General features: G+C 67.2%; 19 protein-coding genes and 1 pseudogene. 11 read left to right on the forward strand and 9 right to left on the reverse strand.

Annotated elements, in window-relative coordinates; all coding sequences use genetic code 11:
- Positions 1 to 3 precede the first annotated feature (3 nt).
- Together EXE48_RS01285 and EXE48_RS01290 are read right to left on the reverse strand one after the other, a co-directional pair.
- A pseudogene (locus EXE48_RS01285) lies at positions 4 to 413 on the reverse strand (disulfide bond formation protein B).
- Positions 410 to 1,210, reverse strand: coding sequence for a DICT sensory domain-containing protein (locus EXE48_RS01290; protein WP_053771606.1), 801 nt, complete (start codon positions 1,208 to 1,210; stop codon positions 410 to 412). The pseudogene EXE48_RS01285 and the gene EXE48_RS01290 overlap by 4 nt, the downstream one beginning before the upstream one ends.
- Positions 1,211 to 1,375: 165 nt before the next feature.
- On the opposite strand from EXE48_RS01290, the gene tpiA reads away from it, so the two are divergent.
- From tpiA to EXE48_RS01315, 5 genes are all read left to right on the forward strand, one after another.
- Complete coding sequence (tpiA, locus tag EXE48_RS01295) at positions 1,376 to 2,020, forward strand: triose-phosphate isomerase (protein WP_053771605.1); 645 nt, start codon at positions 1,376 to 1,378, stop codon at positions 2,018 to 2,020.
- Positions 2,021 to 2,231: 211 nt separating this feature from the next.
- The gene (gene dnaK / locus EXE48_RS01300) at positions 2,232 to 4,163 is read left to right on the forward strand and encodes a molecular chaperone DnaK (RefSeq protein WP_137710612.1); all 1,932 of its coding nucleotides are present in this window, start codon (positions 2,232 to 2,234) and stop codon (positions 4,161 to 4,163) included.
- 82 nt (positions 4,164 to 4,245) lie between these two features.
- The gene (gene dnaJ, locus EXE48_RS01305; protein ID WP_137704802.1) at positions 4,246 to 5,415 is read left to right on the forward strand and encodes a molecular chaperone DnaJ; all 1,170 of its coding nucleotides are present in this window, start codon (positions 4,246 to 4,248) and stop codon (positions 5,413 to 5,415) included.
- A gap of 85 nt (positions 5,416 to 5,500) precedes the next feature.
- On the forward strand, positions 5,501 to 5,821 hold the full coding sequence (locus EXE48_RS01310; RefSeq protein WP_053771602.1) for a cupin domain-containing protein: 321 nt from the start codon (positions 5,501 to 5,503) through the stop codon (positions 5,819 to 5,821).
- A 150-nt stretch (positions 5,822 to 5,971) separates the two neighbouring features.
- Positions 5,972 to 6,724 (forward strand): hypothetical protein, encoded by a 753-nt coding sequence (locus tag EXE48_RS01315; protein WP_137704803.1) that lies wholly within the window; start codon positions 5,972 to 5,974, stop codon positions 6,722 to 6,724.
- A gap of 27 nt (positions 6,725 to 6,751) precedes the next feature.
- Here EXE48_RS01315 and EXE48_RS01320 read toward each other — a convergent pair whose 3' ends face one another.
- The 6 genes from EXE48_RS01320 to aglJ all read right to left on the reverse strand — a co-directional run bounded on the left by EXE48_RS01320 (position 6,752) and on the right by aglJ (position 14,635).
- Positions 6,752 to 8,086 carry an ABC transporter ATP-binding protein gene (locus EXE48_RS01320; RefSeq protein WP_053771600.1) on the reverse strand — a complete coding sequence of 445 codons (1,335 nt, stop codon included), beginning with the start codon at positions 8,084 to 8,086 and terminating at the stop codon, positions 6,752 to 6,754.
- Positions 8,079 to 9,134 (reverse strand): ABC transporter ATP-binding protein, encoded by a 1,056-nt coding sequence (locus EXE48_RS01325; protein WP_053771599.1) that lies wholly within the window; start codon positions 9,132 to 9,134, stop codon positions 8,079 to 8,081. Before EXE48_RS01325 ends, EXE48_RS01320 begins: the two co-directional genes overlap by 8 nt.
- Positions 9,134 to 10,318 carry an ABC transporter permease gene (locus EXE48_RS01330; protein WP_053771598.1) on the reverse strand — a complete coding sequence of 395 codons (1,185 nt, stop codon included), beginning with the start codon at positions 10,316 to 10,318 and terminating at the stop codon, positions 9,134 to 9,136. Before EXE48_RS01330 ends, EXE48_RS01325 begins: the two co-directional genes overlap by 1 nt.
- 14 nt (positions 10,319 to 10,332) lie before the next feature.
- Positions 10,333 to 11,307 carry an ABC transporter permease gene (locus EXE48_RS01335; RefSeq protein ID WP_053771597.1) on the reverse strand — a complete coding sequence of 325 codons (975 nt, stop codon included), beginning with the start codon at positions 11,305 to 11,307 and terminating at the stop codon, positions 10,333 to 10,335.
- A gap of 39 nt (positions 11,308 to 11,346) precedes the next feature.
- Positions 11,347 to 13,257 (reverse strand): ABC transporter substrate-binding protein, encoded by a 1,911-nt coding sequence (locus tag EXE48_RS01340; protein WP_053771596.1) that lies wholly within the window; start codon positions 13,255 to 13,257, stop codon positions 11,347 to 11,349.
- A gap of 319 nt (positions 13,258 to 13,576) precedes the next feature.
- Entirely contained in the window at positions 13,577 to 14,635 is a 1,059-nt protein-coding gene (gene aglJ, locus EXE48_RS01345; RefSeq protein ID WP_121599154.1) for an S-layer glycoprotein N-glycosyltransferase AglJ, read from the reverse strand.
- Positions 14,636 to 14,740: 105 nt separating this feature from the next.
- On the opposite strand from aglJ, the gene EXE48_RS01350 reads away from it, so the two are divergent.
- Positions 14,741 to 15,121, forward strand: coding sequence for a DUF7522 family protein (locus EXE48_RS01350; protein WP_121561847.1), 381 nt, complete (start codon positions 14,741 to 14,743; stop codon positions 15,119 to 15,121).
- 24 nt (positions 15,122 to 15,145) lie between these two features.
- Here the strand turns inward: EXE48_RS01350 and EXE48_RS01355 are convergent, their stop codons facing one another.
- Positions 15,146 to 15,505 (reverse strand): response regulator, encoded by a 360-nt coding sequence (locus EXE48_RS01355; protein WP_053771593.1) that lies wholly within the window; start codon positions 15,503 to 15,505, stop codon positions 15,146 to 15,148.
- 213 nt (positions 15,506 to 15,718) lie between these two features.
- Between EXE48_RS01355 and EXE48_RS01360 the strand changes: the two genes are divergently transcribed.
- The 5 genes from EXE48_RS01360 (at position 15,719) to EXE48_RS01380 (ending at position 18,643) form a co-directional block, all read left to right on the forward strand.
- Positions 15,719 to 16,750 carry a phosphate signaling complex PhoU family protein gene (locus tag EXE48_RS01360; RefSeq protein ID WP_053771592.1) on the forward strand — a complete coding sequence of 344 codons (1,032 nt, stop codon included), beginning with the start codon at positions 15,719 to 15,721 and terminating at the stop codon, positions 16,748 to 16,750.
- Positions 16,751 to 16,843: 93 nt separating this feature from the next.
- Complete coding sequence (locus EXE48_RS01365) at positions 16,844 to 17,026, forward strand: DUF7525 family protein (protein ID WP_053771591.1); 183 nt, start codon at positions 16,844 to 16,846, stop codon at positions 17,024 to 17,026.
- 78 nt (positions 17,027 to 17,104) lie between these two features.
- On the forward strand, positions 17,105 to 17,332 hold the full coding sequence (locus tag EXE48_RS01370) for a DUF7123 family protein (RefSeq protein ID WP_053771590.1): 228 nt from the start codon (positions 17,105 to 17,107) through the stop codon (positions 17,330 to 17,332).
- Between the two features lie 79 nt (positions 17,333 to 17,411).
- Positions 17,412 to 17,840, forward strand: coding sequence for an SRPBCC family protein (locus EXE48_RS01375; protein ID WP_053771589.1), 429 nt, complete (start codon positions 17,412 to 17,414; stop codon positions 17,838 to 17,840).
- A complete protein-coding gene (locus EXE48_RS01380) occupies positions 17,837 to 18,643 on the forward strand; it encodes a nitrilase-related carbon-nitrogen hydrolase (protein ID WP_137710613.1) in 807 nt (268 codons plus the stop codon). Before EXE48_RS01375 ends, EXE48_RS01380 begins: the two co-directional genes overlap by 4 nt.
- Positions 18,644 to 18,796 lie beyond the last annotated feature (153 nt).

Genomic DNA, 18,796 nt, shown 5'->3' on the forward strand with positions numbered 1-18,796 from the left:
CGCTCAGACGCGTCGCCGGAGCCCGAGCAGCGCGACCGCGAGCAGCCCGAACGCGACGAGCGACAGGTTCGGGACCGTGAGGCCGAGCAGCGGGCTCCGCCACTGAACGGTCGCACAGGGGCCGCCGACCGCACACTGCGTCATCGTCGCCTGGAGGTACGAGTGGTACGCGGCGAGCGGGAGGCCGACGGCCACGAGCGGCAGCGCGGTCCGCCAGACCGCCGGGCGACGCTCGACGGTCGCGACCCCGAGGACCGCGACGAGCGGGTACATGAGGATCCGCTGGTACCAGCACAGGTCGCAGGCGCGAGCCCGAGTCCGAGGCTGAACCAGAGGCTCCCCACGGTCGCGACCGCCGCGACGACTGTCGCGGCCGACAGCCACGCGGTCGCCGGGGACGGGCGGGCGGTCACACCGTCGCGCCGCCGTCGTCCGTCTGCTCCGAGCCGCCGTACCGCTCCGTGAGGTAGTCGATGATGTACTCGACGGTCTCGGGGTCGTAGCTCCAGAAGCCGAAGAACTCGCCCGGCGCGCGCTCCTCCGCGAGCAGCGCGCACTTCGCCTCGTCGTAGCCGCCCCCGTCGTAGGCGACGAACCACGTCTCGCGGATCTCGGCGGCCTCGCCGACGTGGACGGTGTAGTGTTCCACGTCGGGTGCCTCGCCCTCGTCGGCCGCGTACGCGTGGACGTCGAGCCGCTCCTTCTCGCCGAGCAGGGCGTACGTGTCCGCCTCGCCGGTGAGCACGTCGAGCGTCTGGAACCCCGCGTGGAGCTCGCCGTCGCCCACCCGCCAGGCGCGGTCCTCGATCTCCCTGGACGCGGCGACCATGTCGTCGCGGGAGTAGGAGGTGAACATCGTCTCGTCGAGGTGGTCCAACACCGGCCGCCCGACGCGGTCACCCGTGCCGCCTCGTTCCCCCGATCCGCCGCTTCCCGTCTCGGACTCGGCGGCCTCCACGCCGGTGCCCGCCGTCTCCCCCTCGTCCGGCCGCGACAGCAACTCGTCGACGGTCACGGCCGTGACGAACTCCCCGTCCCGCGCCAGGACGGCGAACTCCTCCGGGCCCGAGGCGGTCTGGTCGTCGACGATCCGGACGTTGCGGTCGGCGAAGTGCTCCCGGAGTTCGTCGGTCACCGCCGGATCGGCGTTGAACACGGTCAGCGTGGCCTCGTGCGCCTCCACGCCCGCGATGAGCTCGATGAGGGACATCCCTTGTCCGACCCACAACAGCGGGGTATAAGGACGTTTCTGCTCCCGGGACCGCGACTGTCCCCGGAAACCGGGATTCGAGGGGGACCGGCGAACCGGGCCGCCGCCGGGCGCGGTGCGGCGCGAAGCACGAACCTATTTGCGCCGCGCTCCCCCAGCGTGGGTATGTTCATCCTGGTGAACCTCAAGGCGTACCCGTGCGATCCGATCGAGGTAGCGACCGCGGCCCGCGACGTCGCCGAGGCGTCCGGCGCGCGAATCGCCGTCTCGCCGCAGGCCGCGGACGTCGCCCGCGTCGCCGAGACCGGCGTCGAGACGTGGGCGCAGCACGTCTCGCCGACCGGGCACGGCTCGCACACGGGCTCGACGCTCGCCGAGGCCGTCGCCGACAACGGCGCCGAGGGGACGCTGATCAACCACTCCGAGAACCGGCTGAAGCTCGCGGACGTCGACGGCTCCGTGCGGGCGGCCGAGCGGGCCGACCTGGAGACGATCGTCTGCGCGAACAACCCCGCGCAGGTCGGCGCTGCGGCCGCGCTCGGCCCCGACGCGGTCGCGGTCGAGCCCCCGGCGCTCATCGGCGGCGACGTCTCCGTCGCCACCGCCGACCCGGGGATCGTCGAGGACGCGGTCGCGGCCGCCGAGGCGGTCGACCCCGCGGTCGACGTGTTCTGCGGCGCCGGCGTCTCGACCGGCGAGGACGTGTCGACCGCCGGCGACCTCGGCGCGGCCGGCGTCCTGCTGGCCTCCGGCGTCGCGAAGGCCGACGACCCAGAGGCCGTGCTCGAAGACCTCGTGAGCGGGATCTGAGCCGCTGCGGGGCTCGACCCCGCGATCTCAGCGGTCCGGTCGCGGCGGGCGACCCTCCCCCTCCGTCCCGGAGCCGCTGCGTTTGCGGATCTGTATAAATACATCGATGTGAGCGACTCACACGATCGAGAAATCGCACGACGGCAGCGGGTTCGTTTCCGCGGCCGTATGGCAGCATCTAGTAACCTTTAACCGAAACAAGCCGCTAGCTATGACCAAGATGGCGAGCAACAAGATTCTCGGTATCGACCTCGGTACCACCAACTCCGCGTTCGCGGTGATGGAGGGCGACGAGCCCGAGATCATCGCCAACGCGGAAGGCGACCGGACCACCCCGTCGGTCGTCGCCTTCGCCGACGACGGCGAGCGCCTCGTCGGCAAGCCGGCGAAGAACCAGGCCGTCCAGAACCCCGACCGCACGATCCAGTCGATCAAGCGGCACATGGGCGACGACGACTACACCGTCGAGATCGGCGACGACGACTACACGCCGGAGCAGGTCTCGGCGATGATCCTCCAGAAGATCAAACGCGACGCCGAGGAGTACCTCGGCGACGACGTCGAGAAGGCGGTCATCACCGTCCCCGCCTACTTCAACGACAAGCAGCGCCAGGCGACGAAGGACGCCGGCGAGATCGCCGGCTTCGAGGTCGAACGCATCGTCAACGAGCCGACCGCGGCCTCCATGGCGTACGGCCTCGACGACGAGTCCGACCAGACCGTCCTCGTGTACGACCTCGGGGGCGGCACGTTCGACGTGTCGGTCCTCGACCTCGGCGGCGGCGTCTACGAGGTCGTCGCCACGAACGGCGACAACGACCTCGGCGGCGACGACTGGGACGAGGCGCTCATCGACCACCTCGCCGACGAGTTCCAGAACGACCACGGGATCGACCTCCGCGACGACCGGCAGGCGCTCCAGCGGCTGAAAGACGCCGCCGAGGAGGCGAAGATCGAGCTGTCGAACAAGAAGGAGACCACGGTCAACCTCCCGTTCATCACCGCGACCGACAGCGGCCCGGTCCACCTCGAACAGTCCGTCACCCGCGCGACCTTCGAGAACCTCACCTCGGACCTCATCGAGCGCACCGTCGAGCCGACCGAGCAGGCGCTCGCCGACGCCGACTACTCGAAGTCCGACATCGACGAGGTCATCCTCGTCGGCGGCTCCACGCGGATGCCGCAGGTCCAGGAGCAGGTCGAGGAGCTCGTCGATCAGGAGCCGAAGAAGAACGTCAACCCCGACGAGGCGGTCGCGCTCGGCGCGGCGGTCCAGGGCGGCGTGCTCTCCGGCGACGTCGACGACATCGTCCTGCTGGACGTCACCCCGCTCTCGCTCGGGATCGAGGTGAAGGGCGGCCTCTTCGAGCGGCTCATCGAGAAGAACACCACGATCCCCACCGAGGAGTCGAAGGTGTTCACCACGGCCGCTGACAACCAGACCTCCGTCAACGTCCGCGTCTTCCAGGGCGAACGCGAGATCGCCGAGGAGAACGAGCTGCTCGGCGCGTTCCAGCTGTCCGGCATCCCGCCGGCGCCCGCGGGCACCCCCCAGATCGAGGTCTCGTTCAACATCGACGAGAACGGGATCGTCAACGTCGAGGCCGAAGACCAGGGCTCGGGCAACGCCGAGTCGATCACCATCGAGGGCGGCGTCGGCCTCTCCGACGAGGAGATCGAGGAGATGCAAGAGGAGGCGGAGAAGCACGCCGAAGAAGACGAGGCCCGCCGCGAGCGGATCGAGGCCCGCAACGAGGCCGAGACGACGATTCAGCGCGCCGAGACCCTGCTCGAAGAGAACGAGGAGGATCTCGACGAGGGCCTCGTCGGCGACATCGAAGACGCCGTCGAGGACGTCGAGGACGTGCTCGAAGACGAGGACGCCGACACCGACGAGATAGAGTCCGCCACCGAGGCGCTCACCGAGGAGCTCCAGGAGATCGGCAAGCAGATGTACGAAGGCCAGGCCGCGCAGGCCGGTCCGGGCGGCGCGGGCGGCGCCGGTCCCGGCGGCATGGGCGGCATGGGCGGCGCCGCCGGTCCGGGCGGCGCGGCGGGCCCCGGCGGCGCCGGGCCTGACGGCGACGACGAGGAGTACGTCGACGCCGACTTCGAGGACGTGGACGACGACGACGAGGAGTAAGCCGCTCCGACCCGATTCTCGACGCCGCGACCCCGCCGTTTAAATCGACCCGTCGATCAACACCAACCAACGAAAGCAACGCATGAGCGAAGATTTCTACGACGTCCTCGGCGTGTCGCGGGACGCCAGCGAGGAGGAGATAAAGAAGGCGTACCGCAAACAGGCCGCAGAACATCATCCCGACGTCAGCGACGCCGAGAACGCCGAGGAGCGGTTCAAGAAGATCCAGAAGGCCAAGGAGGTGCTCACCGACGAGCAGAAGCGACAGCAGTACGACCAGATGGGCCACGACCGGTTCACCGAGGCCGACAAGCGCGGCGCGACCGGCGGCGGTGGCCCGGGCGGCGCCGGCGGGCCCTTCGGCGGCGCGGGCGGCGCCGGGGGCGCCGGCGGCTTCGAGGACATCTTCAACCAGTTCTTCGGTGGCGGCGGCGGTCGCGGCCGCGGCGGCGGTGGCGGCGGCGACCGGCCGCGGCAGGGACGCGACCTCAAGACCGGGCTGACCATCGACCTCGAAGAGGCGTTCGAGGGCGCGACCAAGGAGGTCACGCTCACGCGACCCACCACCTGCGCCACCTGCGACGGCGCGGGCCACCCCCCGGGCGCGGACGTGGAGACGTGTCCGCAGTGTAACGGCCGCGGGCAGGTCCAGCAGGTCCAGCAGACGCCGCTCGGGCGCGTCCAGCAGACCTCGACGTGCCCCCGCTGTGAGGGCGAGGGCGAACTGTACAGCGAGGACTGCCCGGACTGCGGCGGCGACGGCGTCGTCCGCGAGGAGGCGACGCTCTCGGTCGAGATCCCGGCCGGGATCCGCTCCGGACAGAGCCTCCGGATGGAGCGCGAGGGCGCGCCCGGCGAGAACGGCGGCCCGAAGGGGGACCTCCTCATCGAGGTCGACGTCGACGTCGGCGACCGGTTCGAGCGCGACGGCGACGACCTCCGCGTCAACGAGGCCATCTCCTTCCCGCAGGCCGTCTTCGGCGACACCGTCGAGGTGGAGACGGTCGACGGCAGCGTCGAGATGGACGTCCCCGCGGGGACGCAGAGCGGCGAGACGTTCCGCCTCCAGGGGAAGGGGATGCCCCGGCTCCGGCGCCGCGGACGGGGGGACCTCTACGTGCAGGTCGCCGTCGTCGTCCCCGAGTCGCTCAACGACGAGCAGCGCGAGGCACTGGAGGCGTTCGCCGAGGCCGGCGGCGAGGACATCGACGTCGGCGGCGGGTTCTTCGAGAAGCTGAAGAGCTCGTTCTGAGCGGAGCGGGGCCCTCGTCCGGCGCTCGGACCGCTCTCATTTCGCGGCCCATAGCTTTTCGTCCCTCCGAGTCGTCCGTCGGCGCATGGGCTACGACACGACCGCCTACGACGACGTCGAACCGCGCGCGCCCGGCATGTACTTCCTCCGCGACGCGCTCGACTGCGAGCGCCTCGGCGTGACCGTCGTCGAGGCCGACGCCGGCTGGGAGGGCATGGAACACGACCACGCCGACGGCGATCACGAGGAGGTGTACGTGCTGCTCCACGGCGAGGCGACGCTCACGGTGGACGGGGACGCCGTCGACCTCGCTCCCGGCGACGCGGTCCGCGTCGACCCCGGGTCCACCCGGGACCTCGCCTTCTCGGCCGACGGCTCGAAGATGGTCATCGCCGGCGCCCCGTGACGCCGGCTTGACGATGGTCACCTCCGGCGCCCCGTGACGCCGCCGCGAGAGCGCGTTCTCCCGCCTCTCCCCCCGCCCGCAGCGCGGTTGACCACGGACCCGTTTCGTCGGCGCCGCAGCGTTAAGGCTCGGGCGCCCCGAACGTCGCGTATGGACCTCGTCGGGGATCTGCTCGCGCGCGATCGACGCACTCGCGAGACGGCGCTCGTCACGGCTGACGGCCGGGAGCGGAGCTACCACGACCTGATCACGAACGGGTACAAGGCGGCGAACGTGCTCCGGTACCTCGGCGTCCGCACGGGCGCGACCGTCGCCGTCGACCCGACGCCGGGCTTTCACACGACGCTCGCGTTCCTCGGCGCCGGCGCCGTCGGCGCACCGGTCCGGTTCGACCCAGTGGCGGGGATCGAGGCCGGCGACCGCGTCGTGCTCGCGCCGGTCGCGACCGCCGCCGCCTTCGACCCGGCGCCGGGCACGAACCTCGCCGCGTTCGGCGGGTCGCCGGAGCGCCCCGAGACCACGCACTGGGAACAGGAACTGTGGAGCGAGAATCCGGGAACGCCGCCGAGCGACGTCGCCCCCGCCGATGACGCGGTCGTCGGGCCGGACCGGGCGTTCAGCCACCGCGAGTTGTGTTCGACCGCGGCGGCGGCCGTCGAGGCCGGCGCGATCGACGAGGGGACGCGCGTCGTCTTCCGTCTCCCCTTCTCCGATCCGCCGGCGCTCGCGGCCGGGCTCGTCGCGCCGCTCTCGGTCAGTGCGACGGCAGTACTCGCGCCGCCGGCCGGCGACGGCGAGCCGGACGGAGAATCGCGCGGCGACGTGGCGGTGGCCCCGCCGGACGCGGACGTTCCGGAACCGCGACGGGTCGATCCGTCGTCGGTCGGTTCGGCGGCCGAGTAAATATCGCCAACTCGGGTCGCGCCCGGATCAGTCGTCCGCGGGGTTCGGCTCCGCGGGTGTCCGCTCCCCGTGGAGGAGGCAGGCGGACTCGTGGTCGGGTCCGTGAACCGTCTGTTCGGGCGCGGTCTCGGCGCACGGCGTCGTGATCTTGTTCGAGAGCAACTCGTCGGCCATCTCGGCGTTGTCCCCCAATAGCAGGTTCATCGCCTCCGAAAGTGTCTCCTCCAGATCGGCGTCATCGACCGTCTCGCTGATGTCGAACTCACGTCGGATCTCTGCTCGGACTTCCGAGTCGGTCGGTTGGGTCCCGCTAGCAGCAACATTCTCACGGACCTGTTCGATGTCAATCTCGCCGGTTGCGACCTTGTCGCGCAGGTTCAATAGACCCCGCCAGTCCTCTTGGTCGATGTCGACGCCGTCGGGCTGGATCACCTTGTGACACCGCGTGTGGAACCGACAGCCGCTCGGCGGGTTCGTCGGGCTCGGGACGGTGCCCTTCAGCTCGATGCCGCCGACGCTCGCGCGCGGGTCCGGCGTCGGGATCGAGGAGAGCAGCGCCTCGGTATAGGGATGCTGTGGGTTGGTGAAGATCTCCTCGACCGGGCCGATCTCGACGATCTCGCCGAGGTACATCACGGCGACGCGGTCGCAGATCTGGCGGATAACGGACATGTCGTGGCTGATGAATAGCAGCGACAGCCCGAATTCGTCCTGAAGATCGTTGATCAGCGAGAGGATCTCCGCCTGGATGGAGACGTCGAGCGCGCTCACCGGTTCGTCGGCGATGATGAGGTCCGGGTTCAACACGAGCGCCCGGGCGAGCGCGATCCGCTGTTTCTGCCCGCCGGAGAACTCGTGCGGATACCGGTCGAAGTCGTTCGCCGAGAGCCCGACGCGTTCGAGCAGGTCCTCGACGATGGCGCGGCGCCGGTGGCGGTCGCTCATCCCGTGGACCTTCAGGAGTTCACCGACCCCGTTGCCGACGGACATCCGTGGGTCGAAGCTCGACGACGGGTCTTGAAAGATCATTTGCGCGCCCCGGCGGAATGTCTTCAATTCGTCGTCGCCGAACTCCGTCACGTCGTTCGGGTGAGTCCCATCTGGGTTCCGGCTCGCGCTGCCGCGTCCGTTGCCGTTGAAGATGACTTCGCCAGCCGTCGGTTCCTCCAGACGGATGACCGAACTGGCCGCGGTTGACTTCCCGCAGCCTGACTCGCCGACAAGCCCCAGCGTTTCGCCTTCCTCGATGTCGAAACTGATCCCGTCGACGGCGCGCGCGGCACCGACCTGCCGGTTGAACACTCCCTTCCGGATCGGGTAGTGCTTCTTCAGGTCGCGGACCGAAAGTAGCGGCTCAGTCATCGGCGGGACCCACCTCGCTGTCGCCGTCCGCCGCGCCGGCGATTCCGAACTCCCCTCCGCTGATCACTGAGGGATCGCCGCCCGGATCGTAGTGGACGCAGGAGACCCACTGGCCGGGTTCGACCTCGACTTCCTCCGGCTGCTCACCGGTTCGGCACGCCTCTTCGGCATACTCACAGCGCGGCGCGAACCGACAGCCGTCCGGTGGATTGTGCGGGTCCGGGAGCGTCCCCGGTATTCCGCCTCCTGTGCCGCCGAACTCCGGCAGGCACTCCAGCAACTGCTGAGTGTACGGGTGTGCGGGATTGTCGAAGATGTCGAGCACACTGCCGCGTTCCATGACCTTCCCAGCGTACATCACCACGATCCGGTCGGCGATCTGTGCGACGACACCGAGGTCGTGCGTGACGAACAGGATCCCCATCTCGAACTCGTCTTGTAGGTCGTCGAGTAGTTCCAGGATCTGCGCTTGGACCGTCACGTCAAGCGCCGTTGTCGGCTCGTCCGCGATGAGCAGGTCGGGGTCGCCGACGAGGGCCATCGCGATCATTATCCGCTGCTTCTGTCCGCCGGAGAACTCGTGTGGATAGTCGTCGAACCGCGAACTCGCGTTCGCAATCCCGACGCGGTCCATCAGGTCGACCGCCTTTGTACGCGCCTCCTCGTCGGAGACGTCTTGGTGGATCTGGAGCGCCTCGGTGATCTGCCACCCGACGGTGTAACAGTGGTTCATCGCCTCCTGCGGGTTCTGGAAGATATGCGCGATGTCGTTGCCCCGGATCTGTCGGATTTCAGACTCGGGCATCGACTGCAGGTCGCGGCCCTTGTATCCGACGGACCCTTCGATCTCTCCCGGTGGGGTGTTGATGATCTTGGTGATCGACTCCGTCGCGACCGTTTTTCCGGATCCAGATTCGCCGACGATACATACCGTCTCGCCGGTGTCGACGCTGAAGTCGACCCCGTCCACTGCGGTGAGCGTTCCGTCGTCGGTGCTGAACGTCGTCGTGAGGTCTTCGACCTCGAGTAGTGGCTGATCGTCGGACATTATTCGTTCTCTGCCTCCGCTTCGGGGTTCAGCGCGTCCAACAGCGCGTCGCCGAGGAAGTTGAACGCGAGGATTGTCAAGAACAGTACGATACCGGGCGCCAACACGATCCATGGAGCGTACGAGAGGTCACTCCGTCCAGCCGAGATGAGCTGTCCCCACGAGGGCACCGTCGAGTCGCCGACGCCGAGGAACGCCAACTGCGCCTCGAACAGCAGGAAGCCGGGGATGAGAAGCGTGAGCTGGGTGATGATGCTGCTCGCTACGTTCGGCACCACGTGGCCGCGGATCACCTGATACGTGCTCGCGCCACTGATCCGGCTCGCCTTAATGAACTCCTCTTCGGAGATTGACAGCGATTTGCTGCGGACGTATCTGGCGGTTCCCCCCCACGCGAACAGAGAGAACACGACGATGAACATGCCCAAACCGCCGCCGTAGATGTATAAGATGAGCAGGAACATCAGGAACGTCGGGAACGAGAGGATGATGTCGACGAAGCGCATCATGATCTCGTCGACCCACCCGCCAGAGTACGCGCTCAGCGTACCGAACGTGATACCGATCGTCGCGACGATGGTCGTCGTGATGAACGCGATCTGCATGCTGATCGTCATCCCGTAGACGATCATCGTGAACACGTCCCGGCCCGCGTTCGTCGTTCCGAGCGGGTACTGCCAGGTCCCGTAACAACGCCCGTTCATGACTTCGCCGACGCAGGTCGCCGGCGTTGACTGGACGACAGAGGTGAACACCGGTGGCTGGTAGGCGACGAGCAGTTCCTGTTGCGGTGCGCTCATTACCAGCGGCCCGATGATCCCGCCCACGAACACGATCCCGAGCCAGATCATGCTCACGACCGCCGGCCGGTTGCGCTTGAACTCCTTCCAGTAGTACCGCGTCATCCGCGGGTTCTGGTACAGCGGCAAGACGAGGTACCAGAACGCCAAGAACAGCGTGAAAATAAAGAAGAAGTCGACTGTCTCCAGCGTCCGGTCGAGCCCGATGAACCCGAAAGTCGGTGTCCGCTGACCGATGAACTGCCAGTCGTACACGGCGAGCAACACGAGCGGGAAGGTCGTCACCAGCATCCCGATCGAATTGACCGACAGGTCAAACCGCCCGGACCGTGAGAGGTTGCTCCAGTCGACTTGATCGAACCGTTCCGAGCCTTCAGTTGCCATTGTTTTCTGTTGAGTTACCTATCATCGTAGCTGATACGCGGGTCAAGCACGGTAAACACGAGGTCCTCGATAAGGTTCCCCACGACGGCGACGAACGTGAAGAACAGCGTCGTTCCCAGCACAAGGTTCGTGTCCTGTGAGAGCAGTGCTTCGAAGGTGAGCCGGCCGAGTCCGGGTATTCCGAACACGACCTCGACGAGCAGCGACGACCCGAGGAACAGCGCGAGGAGCTGTCCGACGAGCGTCGTCGAGAGGGGGACGAGCGTCGGCCGCATGACGTGGTACGCGTACGCGCGAAGCGGTGACATCCCCTTGGCCTTCGCCGTCTTCATGAAGTCCGCGTTCTGGAACTCGGCCGACTCGTTCCGAGAGACGCGCATGACCGCGCCGATCGAACCGGTCACCAATACGAACACCGGAATCGCCAGTTGAACCGCGTTTTCGACGCTGAAGACCGAAACATCCGTGTTGTACACAATCGGAATCACCTCTAGCCACACACCGAAGACCAGTAGAAGGATGATGCCGAAGAAGAAATTCGGGATGGCGTAACCGAAGAAGGCGAACCCGGTCGCCGCGTGGTCCCGCCAACTGTACATGTTTGCGGCGGAGTACACGCCCACGAGGGGCCCGAGGATGACCGTGAGGATCGTCCACGGAATCGAGTACTGCGCGGTGTAGTACAGCGCGTTCCCGACCGCCTCGATGACCGGCTGACTCCGACTGCTCGACCATCCCCAGTCGAGGGTGTACACGCCCTGAATGAAGTCGAAGTACCTGACGTAGAGCGGTTCGTCGAGCCCTCGGAGCTCCCTGGCCCGCTCTACGGCCTCCGCTGGGTCGCCTCCCTGTAGAGCCGCCTGCGTTGCGGCCCGCTGTACGTCCGGGTTCGGCGCGGCCGACAGGAGCAGAAACGTGATCGTAGTGATGATGAGCGATACGACTCCTGCCCAGAGGACACGAGCGGTAACGTACCTTCCAAATCCCATGTTGATATCGTGAGAAACGTGTGGTGAAGGTGAGCCGCTCTACCCCTCGTATCTCCACGCCGGGAGGTTCCAGCCGTTGGAGAAGTTCTCGATGGGACCTTCGAGCCCCTCACGGTATCCGACCGTGCTGTCGGGGAACGCGAGCATGATGTACGGCTGCTCCTCCGCGAGGTTGGCGAACAGTTCCACGAGCGCGTTCGCCAGCTCCTCCTCGGACGTCGCCTGCCGCGCGTTCTCGAACAGCTGCTCCGCGTCGAATCCCGGGTAGTAACCGACAGGGTTGTAGAGCGGATTCGCGCCCTCGAAGAAGACGCTGTTTGCAAGCGGATTCCGCGGGTACGTGTTCAGGCCGAACACGACTTCCATGTCCCACGACTCGTTCGACGTGATGTTGCGCGGGCCGGGGTTGGTGGAGGCAGGTTGAGTCCACTCTACTCTCTCGCCGTTCACCGTGTCGACGAGCTCCTCCGGCACGCTGACGACCTCGCCGTCATCGTTCGTCTCCGGAGTGGGGAAGTCGGTCTGAGTCCAGTACTCGTTGTTGAATCTGGTCCCGTCGATCGCCTCAACGTTCACGCTTATGCCGAGGTTCTCACCGAGCTCCTGTGCGATGAAGTCGGCCATTAGTTGCTCGGTGTTCTGTCCGGCGCTGTGGTAGAGGCTAAGCTGGACCTGGTTCCCGTCGGGGTCGACCATCGTCTCACCGTCGAACCGGTAGTCGTACTCGGACTGCTCGAACGCGTCCTCTGCCAGCCCGCGGGCCACTTCGCTCCCGTAGCTATCACCGACGCCGAACTGAGGGATGTCGCTCTCGGGCGGATAGAAGTTACTGAACCTCGGCTGCCAGGTGAAGTGCGTCTCCGCGAAGTCGCGGAACACGCCTTCAATAAGCCCCTGCTTGTCGATCGCAGCGGCCATCGCCTGTCGGAACGGCACGTGCCGGAACATGTTCCCCGGCCCGGTCGTCCAACCGTTGTCCCGCATGTTGACCGATATCTTCTCGTTGTACGGCTGCGGGATCTGGTTGACGTATATTTCGTCATTGTTCTGATACGACTTGACCTGGTTCGGCGGGATCGACGCCGTGTCGACCTCCCCGGTCTCCAGCGCACCGAGTCGCGAGGCTTGCTCACCGATCACACGGATTTCGGCCTTCTCGAAGTACGGGGCTTCGTTGAACACGTCCGGGAGATCGTCCGCATCTTGGAGGTAGTAGTCGTCGTTTCGGCTGTAGCGGGTCCCGCCGTCCCGCTGCCACTCGTCAAGGACGTACGGACCGAGATTCCCTGAGAACTGGAGTTCTAGCAGTTCCTCGTCCTGTCGAAGCCCTTCTGCGTCCTCCTCCTCGACGTACGGCTCAAGGAGGCCCTGCGGAATCGGGTACAGCTGGGGGTCAAAACTCTCGGGCCAGAGGAGCTGTGGCGTGTTCAGCGTGGCCTGGAACTCGTATTCGCCGGTCTCTTCGACTGTGACCCCGTCCCAACTCGCTGACGCGACCGAACTGGCCCAGGTGCTCTGATGAACCTCTTGGATGAGGTAGACAAAGTCACTCGCGGTCACTTCACCGTACGGATCGCTGAATTCGAGTCCCTCACGAATCTTGAACGTCCACACCTCGCCGTCCTCGGTGGACATGTCATAGAGGAGTGGAACGTACTCGTTCTCCTCGTCAAACGTGTACCCTAAGTCAAGGGCGCGGGCGATCGCATTCCCGGCGCCGTTTTCGTCGTTGTATATCGGGTTGAGTGTTGAGAAGGAGGATGCCGCGGCCGTCGCGTATATTTCTTCCTGACTGATATCATCCGAACCGGAGCCGCTGTCGGAGTTGGTTTCGCCGTTTCCGGAACAACCGGCGAGCGTCACTGCGCCGGCCATACCGAGCGCGGAGAGCCATTGTCGCCGGCTGATATGCCGAGAATCATCACGATCCTCAATGTTTCGCCGTGGCATACAATCCGATACGAGCGTGTGTATAAAAAACTTCAGACTTCGGGACAGTTGTCGGGGACGATCACCTTACATCCGTTTCGATAATCGGCGTATCCGGGCGGGAAAACCGGTCTGTCGGGGTCCGTTTCAACACGGCTGTGGCAGTTTGACACAATCTACGTCGCGAAATTTACCCCAACTAACCGCTCAGTGACCTCGGACGCGGAGTCGGCGTCTCCGGAATAATCTCCGGACGCCTCCCGGAGCAGGCTCCGGGAGTTCCGGCGAGGCCGTGTTCCACTTCGCACGGTCCCGGTCAGACCGGCCTCGCGCACGCCCTTCAGTCGCCGCGACCGTCCTGACCGGCAACGTTGTCGGTTCCGGCGTCCCGCCCTTCGTTCGTGCGGCCCGAGGCGGCGACCTCCTCCGTTCCGATCGCTCGGCCGTCGCCGCCGTCGGCCGACGACCTCCCCGTCGATCCGTCGCCGGCCGCCCGCTCGTACCGCGCGATCTGCTCGCGGTGGAGGGAGTGAATCATGTCGGCGAGGACGCCGAACACGAGCAGCTGGATCCCGAGGATCGTCGCGCCGACCGCGCCGACGGCGACGATCTCGTGGCTGATCCCGAACGCGAGGTACCGGTAGAGGACGAACGCGCCCATCGCCAGCCCCGCCGCGGTCGCGGCCGCGCCGGCGCTTCCGAAGTAGAACAGCGGGTTGTTCGTCTTCGCCTTCCGGTACAGCTCCAGGAAGATCACGCCGCCGTCCCGGACCGGGTGGAGGTTCGTCGCGGAGCCGCCGGGCCGCTCCCGGTACGTGATCGGGACCACGGCGACCGGGACGCGGTTCTTCACGCATTCGACGGCCATCTCCGTCTCGATACCGAACCCGTCGGCGGTGAGGTGGAGCCGCAGGAACGACTCGCGGGTGAACGCGCGGTACCCGGAGAGGATGTCGCGGTAGCTCTCGCGGTGGATCGCCCGGAACGCGAGGTTGATGAGGCGGTTTCCGATCCGGTTGAGCCGGGTCATCGCGCCCGGGCGCATGTCCGCGAACCGGTTCCCGATGACGTGGTCGGCCTCGCCGTCGCGCAGGGGATCGAGCATCGCCGCCGCGTCGCTCGCGTCGTAGGTGGCGTCCGCGTCCGCCATCAGGACGTACGGCGCCCGGACGTGGTCCCTGACCGCCTCCCTGACCGCCTGCCCCTTGCCGCGCCCCGACTGCTCCACGACGCGCGCGCCGGCCTCGCGGGCGATCGACTGCGTCCCGTCGGTCGAGCCGCCGTCGATCACGAGGAGGTTCTCGAAGCCGGCGTCCCGGAAGTCCTCGACGACGCGTGCGACCGTCTCGGCCTCGTTCATCGTCGGCAGCAGGACGCAGACGTCGTCGTGGTCGCTCATCAGACGAGCGATCACGGGGGAGTCGGTAAACTCTGTCCCTCCCGGTCGCCGGCCGGGGCTGCGGCCACCCACACGCTCATGTATGTGAACATTGATCGTGAGTGTATGCCCCACCCACCGGACCAACGCGCAGAGGAACTGCTCAGCGCCGCCCGCACCGCGACGGGAGACGAGCTGCGGAGCCTGACGTACTTCACGGAAGCGGACGTCGACCAGCTGTACCTCCGCAGCGACCTGAGCCGGACCGCCGACCTGGTCGGCTTCGCCGAGAACGAGCGTCAGGGGTTCCACGCGCAGTCGATGTACGCCAACACCCAGCTCGGCGACTACCAGTTCACGGTCCGCGTGTTCGAGAACGGATACCTCACGCGCGTCATCGCCAACGACCACGGCGTGTGGGTGACGACCGACTCGATGGAGATGGACCGGTTCGAGGAACTGGCGAGCGCGCTCGCGTCGATCCTCCGCTCGTTCGATCCCGCCTGATCCCGCGTCGGACCCCGAGCGCCGCTACCCGAGGTGGCTCTCGAACTCGCCGACCAGCTCCTCGGCGTCGACGGGCTTCGTCACGTAGCCGTCGGCGCCCGCCTTCACAGCCTCCATCATCTTCTCCTGCTGGTCGACGCTCGTACACATCACGATCACCGCGTCGGGCCAGCGGTCCTTGATGGCCGCCGTGGCCTCGATCCCGGTCATCTCCGGCATCACGACGTCCATCGACACCGCGTCCGGCTCGTACGCCTCGAAGAGTTCGACCGCCTCTGCGCCGTTCTCCGCCTCGTCGACGACCTCGAACCGCTCCGCCAGCGCGTCCCGAACGACGGTCCGCTGGAAGGAGGAGTCGTCGACGACGAGTACCCGCTCGGTCATACCCGTTCTCTCACCCTGACCGACATAAGCGCGCGGATCGGTCCCCGCTCCGACCATCCGTCGTGAATCCGATCTCGGCCTCGATCCGCCTCGTCGTCGCGGCGGCGGCGTCCGACCCCCCACCGCGGTGCGCCAAGTATCCCTTGTATATTCGGCTCGGCGTATAATGAACATGGGAACAAGGTTAAGGTCTATCCGGCGGTACGGTCGGGCATGGAAACGCGGAAGGTCCAGCGGCTGGGGCCGTCGACGCTGGCGATGACTCTCCCGGCCGAGTGGGCGCAGGAACACGGCGTGAACAAGGGCGACGAGGTGTCGCTGCGGATGGGCGGGAAAGGGACGCTCACGGTGCTTCCCGAGTCGGTGAGCACCGAGGAGTCGGAGGCGGTGATCAACGCCGACGGGCTCGACGCGCGCTCGCTCGAACGCGCCATCGTCGCACAGTACGTGTTGGGGCGGCGCGTGATCCACGTCCGCAGCGAGGGGGCGCTCGACAGCGAGCACATCAACGCGGTGTACAAGGCCGAGACCCAGCTGATGGGGCTCGGCGTCATCGAGGAGACCCCGGAGGACATCTCGATCCGCTGTTCGGTCGACCCAGAGGACTTCACCCTCGACAACCTGCTCGAACGCCTGGAGAACACGGGGTCGACGATGCGCGGCGAGGGCGTGAAGGCGCTCGCCCACGGCAACCCCGACCTCGCGCAACGCGCGCTCAACCGCGAGCGGCAGGCGAACAAGATATTCGTCCTCCTGCTCCGGCTCATCTTCACCGCCTATCAAAACCCCAACCTCGCGCGTGCGGTGGGCCTCGAAGAGGGGTTCCCGCTGATCGGCTACCGCTCCGTGGCGAAGAACCTCGAACTCACCGCCGACAACGCGGAGGACATCGCCGAGATCGTGATGGAGGCGGACGGGCATACCCTCGACGTCGACAGCGCGACGATGCGGCAGATCCGCGAGTTCACCGACCAGGTTGACGAGCTGACGGCGCTCGCGGTCCGGGCGGTCGTCGAGCGCGACTACGACCTCACGGTCGAGTGCCGCGACCTGTTCTCGCGGTTGGAGGACCGCGAACAGGAGATTCTCGACGAGCTCCCGAACGACCTGGACAACGAGACGCTGCTCATGACCCGGGAGGTGCTCGTCAGCCTCCAGCACACCGCGGAGTACGCCATGCGAAACGCCGAGATCGCGGCGAACCTCGCGCTCAACGAGGCGTCGGACCACGTCGAGATCATCTGATCGCGGCGTCCGGCCCGCAGTCTTCCCTTCCGTCTCCCCGACGCGTGTCGCGCGGTTCGCATGAACTAAGTGGTCCCCCGCGAAGCGACTCGTATGAGCGAGGGTTCCATCGAGTCGGACAAGGAGGTCGGCGTCGCGCTCGCGCTCGGCGCCATCGCGGTCGTCGGCGCCGTCGTGATGGCAGCGTACCCGGGTCAGCTCGGGAAAGCGTGGGGGTTCGCGGGCGCGTTCCTCTTCGCGACGCTCGCCGTCGGCGCGGTCCAGCTGTTCGACTGACCGGTCCGCGCCCCGGACCGGTCGGCCGACCGCGAAAGACGAGAAACCGTTAAGGACGTCAGACGCGTAGGTCTGGTAATGAGCGAGTACACCGAGGAGGAACAGCGGATCCTCGCGTACCTCACGGACAGCGTCACCCGTGGTGAGCGGTACGTTCGCTCGAAGACGATCGCCGACGCGATCGGCCTCACCGCGAAGCAGGTGGGCTCCCGGCTCCCGCGGCTCGCCGAGAAGTCGGAGGACGTAGACATCGAGAAGTGGGGCCGTGCGAAGTCGACCACCTGGCGCGTGACCCCGGAGGGTTGAGGTCGTCGGGCGACCGCGTCCCCCGCACCCGACACCGTCGACGCGCATTTTTAACCCCCGTAGTCCCAAACGAGTACGTATGACCGTTCGAGTCTCCCGGACGTTCGAGTTCGACGCGCCGCCGGCCGACGTGTGGGCGTTCATCTCGGACGCGGAGCAGCGCGCGGGCGCCATCAGCGTGGTCGACTCCTTCGAGGTACACGACGACGGCAGCGCGACCTGGCACGTCGCGCTCCCCATCCCGATGATCCGCTCGACGATCGACGTCGAGACGAAGGACATCGCCCGCGACCCCCCGAACCGAGTGAAGTTCGTCGGGAAGTCGCGGGCCTTCCGCGTCACCGGCGAACACGAGATCACCGAGACCGACGGCGGCTGCCGGCTCGCCAACGAGTTCGTCGTCGACGGGAAGCTCCCCGGCGTCGAGTCCTTCTTCAAGCGGAACTTCGACGCCGAGCTGGACAACTTGGAGGACGCGCTCCGCGCTTCGCTCGCCTCGCCGGCATGAGGCTCGCCGGCGTCCAACTGGCGGTCGAGGGCGGCGCGGTCGCGGCGAACGTCGACCGGGCGCTCGACCGGGTGCGGGCGGCCGCCGACGAGGGAGCTGACCTCGTCGTGCTCCCCGAGCTGTTCGACGTGGGCTACTTCGCGTTCGACGCGTACGGCCGGGCCGCTGAGAGCCTCGCCGGCGACCGGCTCGCCCGGTTCGCGGCCGCGGCCGACGACCACGACGTGGCGGTGCTGGCCGGCACGGTCGTCGAGGACCTGTCCGCGTCGGCCGCGGACGGCCTCGACGTGCCGGCCGAGTCCGGGCTCGCAAACGCCGCGGTGCTGTTCGACGCCGACGGCGAACGGCGCCTCGTCTACCGGAAGCGCCACCTCTTCGGGTACGGCTCCGAGGAGACGGACCGGATGGTCCCCGGCGAGCGGACGCCCGTGGTCGACCTCGGGGGCGTCACGATCGGCGTGACGACCTGCTACGACCTCCGATTCCCGGAGCAGTTCCGCGGGATGGTCGATCGGGGCGTCGAGTGCGTGCTGGTGCCGAGCGCGTGGCCCTACCCGCGGATCGAACACTGGCGGACGCTCGGCCGCGCGCGGGCCATCGAGAACCTCGCGTACGTCGCCGCGGTCAACGGGAGCGGTCGGTTCGGCGACGACGCGCTCTGCGGCCGGAGCGCGGTGTACGACCCCTGGGGGACCGCGCTCGCGTCGGTCGGCGACGAACCGGGCGTCGTGACCGCGACGGTGGACCCCGACCGGGTCGCGGCGGTCCGCGAGGAGTTCCCGGCGCTGCGCGACCGCCGGTGAGCCGACCCGCGCGTGCCTCGCGTGGGGCGTCGGATCCGGCGTGCCTAAACCCCGCCTCGCCGGATCCCACGTGCCCGGATCCCGTCTCGCCGGATCGCGCCGTTCCGGATCTCACACATTTATACGCCTGAGGGACATAGCGTCTTTTGCCGA

This window comes from Halorubrum sp. ASP1 (genome assembly GCF_005435135.1).
GTDB classification, from domain to species: domain Archaea; phylum Halobacteriota; class Halobacteria; order Halobacteriales; family Haloferacaceae; genus Halorubrum; species Halorubrum tropicale.